This window comes from Clostridium sp. AM27-28 (genome assembly GCF_003480955.1).
GTDB lineage: Bacteria > Bacillota > Clostridia > Lachnospirales > Lachnospiraceae > Otoolea > Otoolea fessa.
This window is the reverse complement of record NZ_QUJT01000004.1, coordinates 48058-63372: the sequence shown is the minus strand read 5'-3', so window position 1 is coordinate 63372 and position 15315 is coordinate 48058. Positions and strand designations below refer to the sequence as shown.

The window sequence follows — 15315 nt, the reverse complement described above, 5'->3', positions numbered from 1 at the left end:
AAAATTCGATTTTTAGATTTTTATTCGATATCAACGCCCAGATCGCTCATCAGCTCCGCAAACACCTTGGACATATACTCCAGTTCTCCGTCATCGTCCACAAATTCGTAAGCTGCTTCTGCATCCTCCGGCTTTGATGTATCTCTCAACAGATAGCACTCTCCATCGCCGTCCTTCGTATCACTTGCCAGCAGATAGGACTCGCCATTTAACTTTGTCTCTTCCAGGACATACAGCTTCACTTCCTCGCCGTTCTCATCCCTCAGCGTGATGCTGTTTTCCATATTATTCAGTTCATCTAACATTGAATCCAGGTTTCCCATTCTACGATTCTCCTTCTATTCTTTATTTTCAATCATTGATTTTTATCACTGATAATTTATTCTTCCGCTTTTCCTTGTGCCTGTAAATCCAAATATCCCTGCAAAATCAATACTGCCGCAATCTTATCAATCACGCTCTTCCGGTTTTCCCGGCGCACTCCACTCTCGATCAGAATCTGCTCCGCCGCATTCGTCGTCAGGCGCTCGTCCCACATAACGACCGGAAGGTTCGTCCGCCGTTCCAGCATCTCTTTAAATGCCAGCGTCTTTTCAACGCGCTCTCCCAGCGTATTATTCATATTTTTAGGATACCCCAAAACAATCGTCCCAACCTCGTATTCCCGGATCAGCTCTTCAATCCGGGCGCAGGTCTGGCGAAGTTTGTTCTCATCCTTCCGTGTGATCGTCTCAATCCCCTGTGCTGTAATGCCTAACGGATCGCTGACTGCCACTCCCGTGGTCTTCGATCCAAAATCAAGCCCCATAATTCTCATATTCTATTTTCTCCATAACAAAACAAGCTGGCAGCCCGTCAGATATTGGACTGTTGTCGCCAGCTGTTTACTCTTCCGCTTTTTAATTGCCGTGCTGCATCCACTCTTTACTGAAGCTTCGTCTCAATATATACCTTCACAAGCTCTTCCAGAATTTCGTCACGCTCTACCTTCATAATCAGGCTTCTGGCACTCTTGTGGCTGGTAATATAGGTCGGATCTCCAGACATAATATATCCTACAATCTGATTGATCGGGTTGTAACCCTTCTCCGTCAGCGCTGTATATACCTGTTCCAGAACCTGGCTTGCCTCCAGCTTCTTCTCTTCCTGTACTGCTCTAAAAAACTGTGTATTGCTGATATCACCCATTTTGTCTTCACGTCCTTTTAAATACCCGCCGCGCTCTGTCACTCTGCTGATCCATGCGTGCAGGTAAACTACTCTTTTTTATTTTACTCTACTTTACCCCATTCGGCAAGTTATTTTTTATCATTATAATCATCCAGGAAATTGTACGTCCAATCGTCCTTGTGGTAACCGATCACAGTCTTTAAGTTGATATTGTGGACACTCTTAAAGATATTTTTCTCGATCACGTCGCTCTCCTTGCGGAAATGGGCGATCAATTCCTTCATCTCATCACGCTTGGAACCGCGTCCGCCTCCGCAGCTCACGCAATTTTCAGTAAAACGGCACGCGCACTGTATAAACTGCAGTCCGTTGTAATCGCGCCACGCCTTGACCGCATCTTCCTTGATAAGGTACATCGGACGGATCAGCTCCATGCCCTCGAAATTCTGGCTGTGCAGCTTCGGCATCATCGTCTCAATCTTGCCGCTGTACAGCATTCCCATGAGGATCGTCTCGATCACATCATCAAAATGATGCCCAAGCGCAATTTTATTGCAGCCCAGCGCTTTCGCCTGTGCATAGAGGTGACCGCGTCGCATTCTGGCACAAAGGTAGCACGGATTCTGTTCGATCGTCGCCACCGTGTCGAAAATATCGCTCTCAAATACCGTCAGCGGAATGCCGAGAAGTTTCGCATTGTCCTGGATGATCTTCCAGTTATCCGCATTGTAGCCCGGATTCATCACTAGAAAAACGGTTTCAAACTGGAATTTTCCATGTTTTTTCAATTCCTGGAAAAGTTTCGCCATCAGCATGGAATCCTTGCCGCCGGAGATACAGACTGCGATCTTGTCGCCCTCCTGAATCAGGTCGTAGGTGTTGAGCGCCCGCGTAAACGCCCGCCAGATCGGCTTTCGGAATTTTTTTATAATACTCTGCTCAATTCTCGCCCGTTTTTCCTCTCGATCCGCCTCGGATTCTCCGCCTACGAAGCGGGACAGGGAGAGGCGCAGCCACGCACGGTAACCACCCTCCACATTGACCGCGTCAAATCCGTCTCCGGTCAGACGACGCACCCACTCCTGACTCTTCTCACCGGTATGGCACATCACGTACACTGGATGCATTTTGTCTAACCTGGCTGTTTCTTCCTCATATTGCTCTTCCAGCCGGGACGCCGGGAGGCTTACCGCCCCCGGAAAAGTTCCGCGCATATACTGGTCCTGCGGGCGGATGTCCACGATCGTCTTCTCCGCATCCTTTAACGCTTCCAGCTCCTCAATCGTAATCGTTTTCATTGTATATTCTCCTGTATCCGTTATTTGCAAAATCCTCTTTAAGAAATAAGACACAATTCTCATGAAATGAAACAAAAGCACAGGATCCGCTCTGACAGTGCTCTGCCAAACAAACGGGTCCTGTGTTTTCTGCTGCTTTGTTACCGTTCACGCGCACGTAACCAGTAACTCATTTTCTATTAATTATAACACTCTCCCCGCATTCTGGGAAGTCCTATTTCTATAATTAGTCTCTTAGTCATTACTGTTCACGCATACGTGCCCAGTAACTCCTAGTCCTCTGTAAAGAGTGGTGTGGAATAATAGCGGTCACCACTGTCTGGAAGAATCGCTACAATGGTTTTCCCCTTATTTTCCGGCCGCTTTGCCAGCTCAATCGCACCATGCAGGGCTGCTCCGGAGGAAATGCCGACTAAGATGCCCTCTTTGTGTGCCAGAAGTTTTGCTGCTGCAAATGCATCCTCATTCTCCGCCTCGAAAATCTCATCATAAATTTTAGTGTTCAGTACATCCGGTACAAATCCGGCGCCGATACCCTGAATCTTGTGTGCGCCGCCCTTGCCTGTCTTTAATACCGGGGAGGAAGCCGGCTCCAGCGCTACGACTTTCACATTCGGGTTCTGGGATTTTAAGTATTCGCCGGTACCTGTCAGAGTTCCGCCGGTACCAACGCCTGCGATCAGGATATCAACCTTTCCGTCGGTATCATTCCAGATCTCCGGACCAGTGGTTGCTCTGTGAACCGCCGGATTGACCGGATTGACAAACTGACCGGCTAAGAAGCTGCCCGGTGTCTCCTTTGCCAGCTCTTCTGCCTTCTCGATCGCGCCCTTCATGCCCTTTGCGCCCTCAGTCAGGACAATCTCTGCACCGTACGCTTTCAGAATGTTGCGGCGCTCCACGCTCATCGTCTCCGGCATCGTCAGGATGATGCGATATCCCTTCGCTGCTGCGATGGACGCCAGACCGATACCGGTATTGCCGGAAGTCGGCTCGATGATGACGGAACCCTCTTTCAGGACACCTCTCTTCTCTGCATCCTCAATCATGCCTTTTGCAATACGATCCTTCACGCTTCCAGCCGGATTTAAATACTCCAGTTTTACCAGAACCGTTGCTTCCAGTCCCAGCGCTTTCTCAACATTCACAACCTCAACTAACGGTGTGTTTCCTACCAGTCCCAGTGTTCCCTTATAAATGTTTGCCATGATGATTTCCTCCTGTATCTGTGATGATTTTTATATTTTTTAATTTTTATATATTTCTATAGATTCTTCTTTTTTCCAGAACTCTTTTCCAATTTGAAAAACTCGCTTCAAAAGAAGTTTAAAATGCGAAAAGAGCCCATCCTCTATACACATTTACCGCCGTCCAATCCAGCTTTTCTGCCGCCTGTCCTGCTTGTTTTTCTGTGTACGCGGATGCGCTCTTTCTATATCCTTAACCCTTATGAATAAAAAGGTTCACGAAACCCGTTTTTCCCGGAAACCTCGCTTACCGAAGTCCAGCCTTCTGGTTTTCGCGTACACAAATGCGACAACAACATCGATCCATACAAATACAACCATTGCTGCAACACATCATATTCATCCCAAAACCATTGACTGCTTTCATGATCTTCACTCCTTTTCTTTTTCCTATCAGCTTAGTAGGCATATTATCACTTTATGCAATATCTGTCAACCTTTTTTTGATTATTTGTTACTGTTCACGCATACGTGCCCAGTAACGATTATTTGCACACTTTGTTACGTTTCTTCATGTCTTTCTTGACAAACGCAGACCGCACCTTTACAATAAAATACCGAACTGATGGGTAAAAAACGTTCAGAAACAGAGCCTGCTATTATTTAGTATAGCACAGTTGTGACTGTGAAGCTACTGACAGAATATATTACAAGGGAGTATCATATGTTAAATTCATTTTCCAGAACTGAACTTCTCCTCGGCAGGGATGCCATGGAGCGTTTATCGAAAGCCCGCGTTGCCATCTTCGGCATCGGCGGTGTCGGCGGCTATGCGGTGGAGGCGCTCGCGCGCAGCGGCGTCGGCACGCTTGATCTCATCGACGATGACAAGGTCTGCTTAACCAACATCAACCGTCAGATCATCGCAACCACCTCCACCATCGGAAAGTACAAGGTCGATGTCGCTGAGGAACGCATCAAATCCATCAACCCGCATGCGGTTGTCCACACCTACAAGACATTCTACATGCCGGATACCGCGAAGGAATTTGATTTTTCCCAGTATGACTACGTGATCGACGCAATCGACACCGTAACGGGAAAACTGATGCTGGTAGAACAGGCAGAGGCAAGCCACACGCCGATCATCAGCTCGATGGGTGCCGGAAACAAGCTGGATCCGGCTGCCTTTGAGGTAACTGACATTTATAAGACTTCCGTCTGCCCCCTCGCGAAGGTCATGCGGCGTGAGCTAAAAAAACGCGGAATCAAGAAACTGAAAGTGGTTTATTCGAAAGAGAAACCCTTGACTCCGGGCGATGATATGGCAATCTCCTGCCGTTCCCACTGTGTCTGCCCGCCGGGAACCGCCCGTAAATGTACCGACAGACGGCAGATTCCGGGTAGTATCTCGTTTGTACCATCAGTAGTGGGACTGATTATTGCCGGGGAGGTTATTAAGGATCTCGTCGGGGTTCATTGATTGCTTACTGGTTAATTTATTAAGTCGATATATTCTATTTATGTCATTTTTTGAAATTTTATATGTATGTAAAAAACCAATGAATCCCATCTTGGGGGTATCATTGGTTTTTTCGTTTACGGTCTTCTATTCACTTTCCAGTAAAAGCACCTCTTCATTCAGTGCCTTCGTGAAGATTCCCTTCACCGTCTTATTTTTTAATCCTTCTTCGTATGGAACGGCACCTTTGACGTACTGGCGGGTGTGTCCCATCATGTATTTAGTTCCGTCGATCTCGATGGGTTCTTCGAGAAGGATTTCTTCTTCAGTTCCGAGGAAGCGCCCGCGGTATTCTAAGGACTGCTGTTTTTCCAGTGCCAGCAGGATATCGCTGCGGACAGATTTGGTTCCTTCTGATACCTGATCCGGCATATCGGCGGCGCGGGTGCCTGCGCGGCGGGAGTATTTGAATATATGCATCTCGTAGAAATGGATCGTTTTTAAGAAGCGCTCTGTTTCAGCAAATTCTTCTTCGGTCTCACCCGGGAATCCTACGATGACATCGGTCGTGATCGCCGGATTGTCAAATTCTTCCCGCAGAATTTCACAGCACACCTGGTATTCAGCAGCATTGTAGCGGCGGTTCATGCGCTTTAAGGTCGCGTCACAGCCACTCTGGAGTGACAGATGGAAGTGCGGGCAGATGGTCCGCAGACTCGCCAGCTCTTTGGCAAATTCGCGGGTTACGATACGTGGTTCAAGAGAACCAAGGCGCAGGCGCTCAATGCCCGGAATCTGGTCGAGACGTTTGATTAAAGTCAGCAGATTTTCTTTCTGCTCATCCTTGAAATCGACACCATAGGAGCTTAAATGGATACCTGTCAAGACAATTTCCTTGTATCCGGCTTCCGCAATCCCGCGCACCTCGCGCTCGATGTCCTCCGGGCGGCGGCTGCGGACGCGTCCTCTCGTATATGGTATAATACAATAGCTGCAAAACTGGTTGCAGCCGTCCTGTACCTTGATAAAGGCACGCGTATGGTCAGCAATCCGGCGGATATGGAGTTCTTCGTATTCCTGTGAATGTCCGATATCCAGAATCTCACCGCTATTTTCGTGATCTGCAAAATAATCATCCAGAATCTGTACCAGATCTTTTTTCTGGTTATTGCCGACGATCAGATCGACCGCCTCATCTTTTTTTAGCTCCGCGCCTGCTGCCTGCACATAACAGCCGACCGCCACAACAGCCGCCGACGGGTTCATTTTCTTTGCCCGGTGCAGCATCTGGCGCGATTTCCGGTCGGCGACATTTGTCACGGAACACGTGTTGATAATATAAACATCCGCTCCTTCCCGGAACGGCACAATCTCATATCCTGCATCCTCTAAGAGCTGCTGCATGGCTTCCGTCTCATATGAGTTCACCTTGCAGCCCAGATTGTGGAATGCCGCTTTTCTCATTTTTATCTCCTTTAAATTGAATCCTCTCTTGACTTTTGTCAGATTACTTTGTAGTATAAAAGTATTATTGTAGATAGAGGAGGTTTTTTTCATGAAAACAGTTCGTATTTCTTTAAACTCGATCGATAAAGTTAAATCCTTCGTCAACGACTTAGCGAAGTTCGACGTAGATTTTGACCTTGTTTCCGGACGTTATGTGATTGATGCTAAATCCATCATGGGTATCTTCAGTCTGGATCTGTCCAAACCGATTGATTTAAACATCCATTCTGAGAACCAGATTGACGAGATCTTAACGACACTGGCTCCGTACATTGTATAGCAACCATTAGAACGATCGAGATGGTTCTGTTTGAAACGAAAAAAACCGCTGTTAAGCAACGCGCTTTGCAGCGGTTCTTTTTTAGATTTGGAAGAACGGCTCCAGCGGCTTCTCTGGATTATCGTTGTTCCTCCAAATCCTCTATTTTATATGACTAGCACCGGATAACCTCAACCGTATCGATCGCCTCTTTTACCAGCGCATCTATCTTCTCTTCCAGATTGCGCTCGGATTTTTCAATCAGGTGCAGGACCGGCTTGGTAACCGGGTGTTTGGCTACGAAGATGGTGCAGCAATCTTCATACGGCTCGATCGATGTCTCGTAGGTACCAATTTTCAGGGAAATATCGACGATATCCTGTTTATCGAAACCGATCAGCGGGCGGAAGACCGGAAGTGTGCAGACTGCATTGGTAACCGCCAGGGAATGAACCGTCTGGGATGCTACCTGACCGATGCTCTCGCCGGTGATGAGTCCGAGACAGTCGTCTTTCTTCGCCAGCTCTTCCGCGATCTTCATCATGTAGCGGCGCATGATAATCGTCAGCTCCTCATGCGGGCACTGCTCGTAGATGTAGAGCTGGATATCTGTGAAATTGACTACGTTTAATTTGATCGGACCTGCGTATTTTGCTACCTGTTTTGCCAGATCGACTACTTTCTGTTTTGCACGGTCGCTGGTGTATGGCGGCGCATGGAAATAGGTTGCCTCGATGGTAACGCCGCGTTTTGCGATCATGTATCCTGCCACCGGGCTGTCGATACCGCCGGATAAAAGCAGCATCGCGCGTCCATTGGTTCCGACCGGCATACCGCCCGGTCCCGGAATCACTAGAGAGTATACGTTGATACGTTTTGCACGCAGTTCCACATTTAAAAGAACATCCGGATTGTGTACGTCTACCTTCGTCTCCGGGAATGTGTCCAGGATGACCTCACCGAGATCGCGGTTGACTTCCTCGGAGGTATGCGGATACTGTTTGTTGGCACGGCGGGTGTTTACCTTGAACGTAAAGTGTTTATCTGGGTATGCTTTGTCCACATACTCAACAATCTTCGCTTTCAGGTCGTCATATCCGTTGTCCTCTAACTGAACCATCGGACAGATCGCCGCAATACCGAATACCTTTTTCAGTGCGTCGATGACCTCATCGTAATCAAATTCTTCCGCTGCGGTCGCATAGATACGCCCTGCCTCCTTGGTTACGGTAAATTTTCCATCAAGACGTTTTAACGAGTGATGGATGTGGGACACCAGCGCGTCCTCGAATACATAGCGGTTTTTACCTTTCAGGCCAATCTCCGCATATTTAATCAAAAATGTATGAAACATGGAATTCCCTTTCTACAACAGGCTGTCATTCTTCTGCTTTCCCGCAAAAAAACTGAACAGCCATTCTTTAAACAGCCATTTTATTTCATCTGGTAACGGCGCAGTACCGGAAGCAGTTCTCCCAGAACGCCGATCGCATAGTCTACTTCTTCCTCGGTATTCAGATCACCCAGACTGAACCGGATCGTCGAATCGAGAAGTTCTTTTTTCACGCCGATTCCCTTTAAAGTACCGCTGATGCCCGGATGATTGGACGAGCAGGCGGAACCGGACGATACATAAACCCCTTTGTCCTCCAGCGCATGGAGAAGTACCTCGCTGCGGACGCCCTCAAAGCTGGCGCTGACGATCTGCGGCGCGTTGGTGCGGTCCTCACTGCCGTTGATGGTGACGCCGCCGAGCGGTTTCAATCCCGCAATCAGGTGCTCCCGGAGTGTATACAGCTTTTCGATGCGTGCATCAAAATCTTTGTACGCCTCGCGTGCTGCCACGCCGAGTCCGACACACCCCGGCACATTTTCCGTACCGGAACGCATGCCCTTCTGCTGGCCGCCGCCAAACAGAATCGGGCGGATCTTGACACCGTCGCGGATATAGAGGAATCCGACGCCCTTCGGCGCATGGATCTTGTGTCCGCTGACGGAAAGCAGGTCAATTCCCTGTTTTTTCGGACGGATCTTATATTTTCCATATGCCTGGATCGCATCGACATGGAACAATGTCTTCGGATTTTTCTTCTTGATGCACTGGCTGATCGCCTCGATCGGCTCTACTGCTCCAACCTCGTTATTGACGTACATCACAGACACCAGGATCGTGTCCTCGCGGATAGCTTTTTCCAGATCCTCCAGAGAAATATGCCCCAGATGATCGACCGGAAGATAGGTCACCTCAAAGCCCATCTCCTCCAGAAATGACATCGTATTGTAGATCGACGGATGTTCCACACCGGTCGTGATAAGGTGTTTTCCGGCTCTGCGGTTTGCCAGCGCCGTGCCGATCAGCGCCGTATTGTTCGACTCTGTTCCGCCGGAAGTAAAGAGAATCTCCTTCTCCTGCACTTTCAGTGTATCCGCGATCGCCTTCTTTGCCTCGCGAATCAAATTTTCTGCTTCCACACCTTTTCTGTGCTTCGCCGCCGCGTTTCCGTAGTTGACGCACATTGCATCAACGACTGCATCCTTTACGCAGTCCAGCACCTTGGTGGTCGCTGAATTATCAAAATAGGCTTCCATTTTTATCTCTATCTCCTTTGTAATTTTCCAATTACACTTCCAACTGCAGCATCAGTGCCGACAGCATACACAAGCCTGCCGTCTCCGTCCGCAAAATTCTCTTTCCAAGCGTTACGATCTCCGCCCCGTTTTCCCTGGCAAGCTCGACTTCTTCGTCCTCAAAACCGCCCTCCGGACCGATGAAAACGGCGATATCCGTACCCGGCTTGACCGACGCCAGCAGTTCCCTCGTTTTCCGGATGCCGTCCGCCGACTCATATGGCAGAAGAACCATATCGTACCCGGCTGCCTCTTTGACCGCCTCTTTGTAGGTCATAAGCGGCGCCACCTCCGGGATAAGGCTGCGCTTGGACTGCTTCGCGGCGCTCTCAGAAACCGCATTCCAGCGTTTTCTCTTCGCGTCCGCTTTTTTCGCATCCAGCTTGACAACCGAGCGCTTCATGCTGACCGGAACCACCCGGTATGCCCCCAGCTCCACCGCCTTCTGGATGATCAGTTCCATCTTATCGCCCTTCGGAAGCCCCTGGAACAGGTGAATCCGCGCCGGAAGCTCTTTGTTTTCCCATTCTTCCAGAATCTTTGCCGAAACATACTCTGGTTCCAGTTCTTCCACGCGGCAGAAATAGTCGCCGCCCTCACGGCTGCTGATCAGGATCTCCTCGCCCGGCTTCATCCGCAGAACATTGCGGATATGGTTGACATCCGCGCCCTCAATCCGGATTTCTTCCGCCCCGATCTGGTGCGGTTCCACAAAAAAATGGTACATGATTATTTTTTCCTCGCTGTCACAGAAACCCACTCGCCCTGATGGGTGATCTCTACAATCTCAAAGGCATCGTTCGCCTCAAATGCCGCCTTGACTGCCTCTTCCTTCATATCAATAATACCTGATGTGATGAAGATACCATTTTTCTTAATATGAACCGGGATCTCTTTCTGTAGCATGATGATAACGTCTGCCAGAATATTGGCAACCGCAATGTCGTAATACTCGTATTTTACTTCGTCCTGCACTGCCTTGTCGTCGATGATGTTGCCCTGTACGACCTTGAACTGCTCCGGTGCAATTCCGTTTGCTTCCAGATTCTCGCCAACGGCTGTGATCGCATTTTCATCCAGATCCGTTCCAAATACGTGTTTTGCGCCCAGTTTTAACGCCGTGATGCCTAAGATACCGCTTCCGGTTCCGACATCAAGCACCTCTGAATCCGGTGTCACGTATTTCTCGAGCTGGCGGATGCACAGCTGCGTTGTCTCATGCATGCCCGTACCAAACGCCGTACCCGGATCGATCTGAATCAGCAGCTTGTCCTTGTGCTCCTCCGGCACTGTCTCCCAGGTCGGCTTGATAAGGATGTGATCGACCGTAAACGGTTTGAAATACTGTTTCCAGTTGTTGATCCAGTCCTTATCCTCCGTCTCGGATTCTGCAAACGTGCAGGCGCCCAGATCGGTAAACGTCTTCAATTCTTCCAGCGCCTCTTTGACTTTCGCCATCATCGCCGGGATATCATCATCCTCATCGAGATAAAAACTTACCTTCGCCACGCCCTCATCCGGCGGAAGCTCCGGCAGAATGTCGATGAACATTCCCTTCGTCTCTTTCTCGGTCAGCGGGATATTGTCCTCAATCTCAATGCCCTCGATGCCGAGTTCATCCAATGTGTAGCTGATGAGATCCACCGCCTCTGTGGTGGTCGTCAGCGTAAATTTCTTCCATTTCATGTTCGTTACCTCTCTTTATTGAAACGACTTATCAGCCAAATATTCACGTTTCATCACGCAGCTATTTTTTCATCATTTTCACTGTAAATGTGTCAAACGAAGAATCCGCCTAATCGTTTTAATTTTCTTTTCTAATTTCCCAATAAAATCTTCACAAACAGGATCGCCAGCACTACCAGAATCAGCGGGCGCACGATCTTCTGTCCATTTCCCATTACCAGACCGGAACCGATATAATTTCCTAAAATACTGCAGATCGCCGCAGCCAGCCCCAGCGTGTAAATGATCTTGCCGTGAATCACAAATGTGACAAACGCCGCCACATTAGACGAAAGATTGATCGCCTTTGTCGTACCCGCCGCCTCTTTCATCGTATAGCGCGCCGCTCCTGTGAGCACCAGCAGCAGGAAAGTTCCGGTTCCCGGTCCGTAAAAACCATCATAAATACCGATGATCAGCGCGGATGCCAGCGCAATCAGGAACGATTTCCGCTCCGGCAGGGTGCCCGCCAGCGAATCATCGCCCATTTTCTTATTCCGCATAACATAAAATGCTACAATCGGAAGAATCACGATCATCATATACTGTAAAATCTTATCGCTGACTAACAAAGTCAGGTTCGAACCGATCGAAGAACCGATCAGCGCCGCCACGATAAACCAAACCACCTTCTTAAACTGTATGTAACCGTTTTTGGCAAACCGCCCGGTCGCGATTGCCGTTCCCATCATGGAACTCATTTTGTTGGTTCCGAGCGCCATATGGGTCGGAACCCCGGCGATCAGGTACGCCGGAAGTGAAATCAATCCGCCTCCCCCTGCGATCGCATCCACAAAGCCTGCCAGAAATACCATCGGGCAGACGATTATAAACTGCAGTATCGTGCAATCCATGCTACATCCTCCAAAATTTTCATGCACGCCCAAATTCCTCCTGCCGTCGCAAAACAGAAATCAAAAAGCACTCCGGGCATACATTTCTATTCTTATTGCAAAAACTCCGCCAGTGCATAGGTACTGACATCCAAGCCATATTCAGTCAGGCGGATATGGCTATCTGTCTGGACCGCTGCTTCCAACAATCCTTCTTTCAAAAGCCTCTCGATCACCTCACCGTACACCGCTTCCATCGCCACGCCAAACCGGCGTTCAAACTCTGCCGTCCGGACGCCGCCGGTCAGCCGCAGCCCCAGAAACATAAATTCTTCCATCCGCTCCTGACGGCTCAATTCGTGTATTTCCTCATACTGCGCGCCCGCTGCCAGCTCTTCTTTCGTAAACACCAGATAACGGTTCAAATCCGCCGTCACCTGAAAGCGCTTCCCGCCCACCAGCGAGGATGCCCCCAGACCAAGCCCCAGATACTCCACACCGGTCCAGTAACCGATGTTGTGGCGGCAGGCATAGCCCGGTCTGGCATAATTGGAAATCTCATACCGCTCATAGCCCAGCTTCGCCAGCGTTGTTTTCGTGTGGTGGTACATATTCCGGTCTGTCTCCTCATCCGGCAGACATTTGCAGCCTTCATACTTCGTCTGTAAACGCTTTGGCATAGAGGCGTAATCGCCGTATTTTTCCAGATCCGCGCACATCTCCCCGTACTCTTCATATAACGGCGTGCCTTCTTCCACAATCAGGCTGTATGCGGAAATATGTTCCGGTTCAAGGTCGCAGACGAACCGCAGAGTCTCCTGCCAGCTCTCCTCCGACTGTCCCGGAAGCGCCGACATCAGATCGACATTGATATTGTCAAATCCAGCGTCCCGCGCAGCACGAAAACTCTGTAAAAACTGCTCCCGCGTATGAATCCGCCCTAAAAGCCGCAATTCCTCCTCCGAAGCCGACTGCAGCCCCAGACTCAGGCGGTTGACCCCTGCATTCCGGTAACCGGCTGCCGAATCCGGCGTCAATGTCCCCGGATTCGCCTCCATCGTGATCTCCGCATCCGGCTCTACCCGAAAGACCTGCCGGACGGCTGCCAGAATCCGCTCAATCGCCGATGGTGGAAGCAGGGACGGCGTTCCGCCGCCGATAAAGATCGTCTCCACCGTCCGCCCTGTCAGGTTTAGCCGCGGCGCCGCATTTTCAGGACACTGCCCTGCATCCTCTTCCGGAATGCTTTCAATCTCCCGGATCAGCTGATCCACATATTTTTCCCGCACGCACGCATCGGACGCAAACGAAAGAAAATCACAGTAACGGCATTTGCGGACGCAGAACGGGATGTGTATATATAATTCCATTATTCCTCGTCCAGCTTCAGGACGCTCATAAATGCTTTCTGCGGAATCTCTACGTTTCCGATCTGACGCATACGTTTCTTTCCTTCCTTCTGCTTCTCCAGAAGTTTTCTCTTTCGGGAAATATCGCCGCCGTAGCATTTTGCCAGAACGTCCTTCCGCATTGCCTTGACCGTCTCGCGGGCAATGATCTTTCCACCGACCGCCGCCTGGATTGGAATCTCAAATAAATGACGCGGAATCTCATCCTTGAGCTTCTCGCACATTTTTCTGCCGCGCTCATATGCCGAACCTTCGAATACGATGAAAGAGAGCGCGTCCACTTCCTCGCGGTTGACGAGAATATCCAGTTTTACCAGCTTGGATTCCTCGTAGCCCTTTAACTCATAATCAAACGACGCGTAACCGCGGGAGCGCGATTTCAATGCATCGAAGAAATCATAAATAATCTCATTTAACGGAAGTTCATATTTCAGCAGCGCACGGCTCGCCTCAATATACTCCATTCCCAGGTAAACGCCGCGGCGCTCCTGGCACAGCGTCATGATCGCACCGACAAACTCGGTCGTAACCATGATCTCCGCCGACACGATCGGCTCTTCCATATAGGCAATCTCGGACGGATCCGGCAGGTTTGACGGGTTCGTCAGCTCAATCATATCGCCGTTCGTCTTGTGCACCCGGTATACAACGCCCGGCGCCGTTGTCACAAGATCCAGATTGTACTCGCGTTCCAGGCGTTCCTGGATAATATCCAGATGGAGAAGCCCCAGGAAACCACACCGGAAACCAAAGCCCAGCGCTACCGATGTCTCCGGCTCAAAATAGAGCGCTGCATCGTTGAGCTGCAGCTTCTCCAGCGCATCCCGCAGATCCGGATATTTCGCACCGTCCGCCGGATAAAGACCGCAGTATACCATCGGCGTTACCTTCTTGTAACCCGGAAGCGGCTCTGCACATGGGTTGTCCAGATCGGTAATCGTATCGCCCACGCGGGTATCCTGCACATTTTTAATACTGGCAGTCACATAGCCAACCATACCGGCTGAAAGCTCTTCGCACGGAATAAACTGACCTGCGCCAAAATATCCAACCTCCACAACCTCGGCAGCCGCTCCGGTCGCCATCATTTTCATGCGTGTGCCTTTTTTGATCGTACCGTTCTTCACACGGCAGAATACGATAACGCCCTTGTAAGAATCATACAGAGAGTCGAAAATAAGCGCCTGCAGCGATGCCTCCGGATCGCCCGCCGGTGCCGGGATCTTCTGCACGATCTCCTCCAGAACTGCCTCGACATTTAAGCCGGTCTTCGCAGAAATACGCGGTGCATCTGACGCCTCCAGACCGATCACATCCTCGATCTCCGCTGCCACGCGCTCCGGATCCGCACTCGGCAGATCGATCTTATTTAACACCGGAATGACCTCCAGATCATGATCCAGCGCCAGATATACATTCGCCAGCGTCTGCGCCTCGATTCCCTGTGCCGCATCCACAACCAGAATCGCGCCGTCGCACGCCGCCAGGCTTCGGGAAACCTCGTAGTTAAAGTCCACATGTCCAGGCGTGTCGATTAGGTTAAAAATGTACTCCTGACCGTCTTTCGCCTTATATACCGTGCGGACTGCCTGCGACTTGATGGTAATACCTCTCTCCCGCTCCAGATCCATGTTATCAAGCACCTGCGCCTGCATCTCACGGCTCGTTAAAAGTCCCGTCATCTCAATAATACGATCTGCCAGCGTTGATTTGCCGTGATCGATATGTGCAATGATGCAGAAATTTCTGATTTTGCTCTGATCTATAATTGCCATCCGTTCATTCCTCTCTCTGTATCACTTTGTTTGGCAGCAACATGTTTGCTGCGATATCTTATT

General features: G+C 49.8%; 15 protein-coding genes. 2 read left to right on the top strand and 13 right to left on the bottom strand.

What is annotated here, in order from left to right; translation table 11 throughout:
• Positions 1–20 precede the first annotated feature (20 nt).
• From DW720_RS06035 to cysK, 5 genes are all read right to left on the bottom strand, one after another.
• Positions 21–323 (bottom strand): DUF1292 domain-containing protein, encoded by a 303-nt coding sequence (locus DW720_RS06035; RefSeq protein ID WP_107001592.1) that lies wholly within the window; start codon positions 321–323, stop codon positions 21–23.
• A 56-nt stretch (positions 324–379) separates the two neighbouring features.
• Entirely contained in the window at positions 380–817 is a 438-nt protein-coding gene (ruvX, locus tag DW720_RS06030; protein ID WP_118293431.1) for a Holliday junction resolvase RuvX, read from the bottom strand.
• 107 nt (positions 818–924) lie between these two features.
• Positions 925–1188, bottom strand: coding sequence for an IreB family regulatory phosphoprotein (locus DW720_RS06025; protein WP_022359731.1), 264 nt, complete (start codon positions 1186–1188; stop codon positions 925–927).
• 110 nt (positions 1189–1298) lie between these two features.
• A complete protein-coding gene (locus DW720_RS06020; protein WP_107001594.1) occupies positions 1299–2468 on the bottom strand; it encodes an ATP-binding protein in 1170 nt (389 codons plus the stop codon).
• Between the two features lie 272 nt (positions 2469–2740).
• A complete protein-coding gene (gene cysK, locus DW720_RS06015; protein ID WP_107001595.1) occupies positions 2741–3676 on the bottom strand; it encodes a cysteine synthase A in 936 nt (311 codons plus the stop codon).
• 703 nt (positions 3677–4379) lie between these two features.
• Between cysK and DW720_RS06010 the strand changes: the two genes are divergently transcribed.
• Positions 4380–5138 carry a tRNA threonylcarbamoyladenosine dehydratase gene (locus DW720_RS06010; RefSeq protein ID WP_118467410.1) on the top strand — a complete coding sequence of 253 codons (759 nt, stop codon included), beginning with the start codon at positions 4380–4382 and terminating at the stop codon, positions 5136–5138.
• A gap of 126 nt (positions 5139–5264) precedes the next feature.
• On the opposite strand, the gene mtaB is transcribed toward DW720_RS06010, so the two are convergent.
• Positions 5265–6581, bottom strand: a complete 1317-nt coding sequence (gene mtaB, locus DW720_RS06005; RefSeq protein WP_118742442.1) for a tRNA (N(6)-L-threonylcarbamoyladenosine(37)-C(2))-methylthiotransferase MtaB — start codon at positions 6579–6581, stop codon at positions 5265–5267.
• A 91-nt stretch (positions 6582–6672) separates the two neighbouring features.
• Between mtaB and DW720_RS06000 the strand changes: the two genes are divergently transcribed.
• Positions 6673–6903: an HPr family phosphocarrier protein gene (locus DW720_RS06000; protein ID WP_022359725.1), complete on the top strand. Its 231-nt coding sequence runs from the start codon at positions 6673–6675 to the stop codon at positions 6901–6903.
• A gap of 154 nt (positions 6904–7057) precedes the next feature.
• Here the strand turns inward: DW720_RS06000 and thiI are convergent, their stop codons facing one another.
• From thiI to lepA, 7 genes are all read right to left on the bottom strand, one after another.
• The gene (gene thiI / locus DW720_RS05995; RefSeq protein WP_107001598.1) at positions 7058–8236 is read right to left on the bottom strand and encodes a tRNA uracil 4-sulfurtransferase ThiI; all 1179 of its coding nucleotides are present in this window, start codon (positions 8234–8236) and stop codon (positions 7058–7060) included.
• 80 nt (positions 8237–8316) lie between these two features.
• The gene (locus DW720_RS05990; RefSeq protein WP_117795084.1) at positions 8317–9471 is read right to left on the bottom strand and encodes a cysteine desulfurase family protein; all 1155 of its coding nucleotides are present in this window, start codon (positions 9469–9471) and stop codon (positions 8317–8319) included.
• Between the two features lie 31 nt (positions 9472–9502).
• Positions 9503–10237 carry a 16S rRNA (uracil(1498)-N(3))-methyltransferase gene (locus DW720_RS05985; RefSeq protein WP_117795082.1) on the bottom strand — a complete coding sequence of 245 codons (735 nt, stop codon included), beginning with the start codon at positions 10235–10237 and terminating at the stop codon, positions 9503–9505.
• 2 nt (positions 10238–10239) lie between these two features.
• The gene (gene prmA, locus DW720_RS05980; protein ID WP_118742441.1) at positions 10240–11196 is read right to left on the bottom strand and encodes a 50S ribosomal protein L11 methyltransferase; all 957 of its coding nucleotides are present in this window, start codon (positions 11194–11196) and stop codon (positions 10240–10242) included.
• A gap of 131 nt (positions 11197–11327) precedes the next feature.
• On the bottom strand, positions 11328–12089 hold the full coding sequence (locus DW720_RS05975) for a TSUP family transporter (protein WP_118492080.1): 762 nt from the start codon (positions 12087–12089) through the stop codon (positions 11328–11330).
• Positions 12090–12181: 92 nt separating this feature from the next.
• Positions 12182–13438 (bottom strand): radical SAM family heme chaperone HemW, encoded by a 1257-nt coding sequence (gene hemW, locus DW720_RS05970; protein ID WP_118684557.1) that lies wholly within the window; start codon positions 13436–13438, stop codon positions 12182–12184.
• Positions 13438–15252, bottom strand: a complete 1815-nt coding sequence (gene lepA, locus DW720_RS05965; protein WP_022359720.1) for a translation elongation factor 4 — start codon at positions 15250–15252, stop codon at positions 13438–13440. Before lepA ends, hemW begins: the two co-directional genes overlap by 1 nt.
• Positions 15253–15315 lie beyond the last annotated feature (63 nt).

Bases quoted from the DNA above. Each gene is read 5' to 3' on its own strand.
- DW720_RS06025 (WP_022359731.1), bottom strand. From the start codon at position 1,188: ATGGGTGATATCAGCAATACACAGTTTTTTAGAGCAGTACAGGAAGAG.
- ruvX (WP_118293431.1), bottom strand. From the start codon at position 817: ATGAGAATTATGGGGCTTGATTTTGGATCGAAGACCACGGGAGTGGCA.
- mtaB (WP_118742442.1), bottom strand. From the start codon at position 6,581: ATGAGAAAAGCGGCATTCCACAATCTGGGCTGCAAGGTGAACTCATAT.
- prmA (WP_118742441.1), bottom strand. From the start codon at position 11,196: ATGAAATGGAAGAAATTTACGCTGACGACCACCACAGAGGCGGTGGAT.
- DW720_RS06010 (WP_118467410.1), top strand. From the start codon at position 4,380: ATGTTAAATTCATTTTCCAGAACTGAACTTCTCCTCGGCAGGGATGCC.
- DW720_RS05975 (WP_118492080.1), bottom strand. From the start codon at position 12,089: ATGGATTGCACGATACTGCAGTTTATAATCGTCTGCCCGATGGTATTT.
- DW720_RS05985 (WP_117795082.1), bottom strand. From the start codon at position 10,237: ATGTACCATTTTTTTGTGGAACCGCACCAGATCGGGGCGGAAGAAATC.
- DW720_RS06035 (WP_107001592.1), bottom strand. From the start codon at position 323: ATGGGAAACCTGGATTCAATGTTAGATGAACTGAATAATATGGAAAAC.
- DW720_RS05990 (WP_117795084.1), bottom strand. From the start codon at position 9,471: ATGGAAGCCTATTTTGATAATTCAGCGACCACCAAGGTGCTGGACTGC.
- cysK (WP_107001595.1), bottom strand. From the start codon at position 3,676: ATGGCAAACATTTATAAGGGAACACTGGGACTGGTAGGAAACACACCG.
- lepA (WP_022359720.1), bottom strand. From the start codon at position 15,252: ATGGCAATTATAGATCAGAGCAAAATCAGAAATTTCTGCATCATTGCA.
- hemW (WP_118684557.1), bottom strand. From the start codon at position 13,438: ATGGAATTATATATACACATCCCGTTCTGCGTCCGCAAATGCCGTTAC.
- thiI (WP_107001598.1), bottom strand. From the start codon at position 8,236: ATGTTTCATACATTTTTGATTAAATATGCGGAGATTGGCCTGAAAGGT.
- DW720_RS06020 (WP_107001594.1), bottom strand. From the start codon at position 2,468: ATGAAAACGATTACGATTGAGGAGCTGGAAGCGTTAAAGGATGCGGAG.
- DW720_RS06000 (WP_022359725.1), top strand. From the start codon at position 6,673: ATGAAAACAGTTCGTATTTCTTTAAACTCGATCGATAAAGTTAAATCC.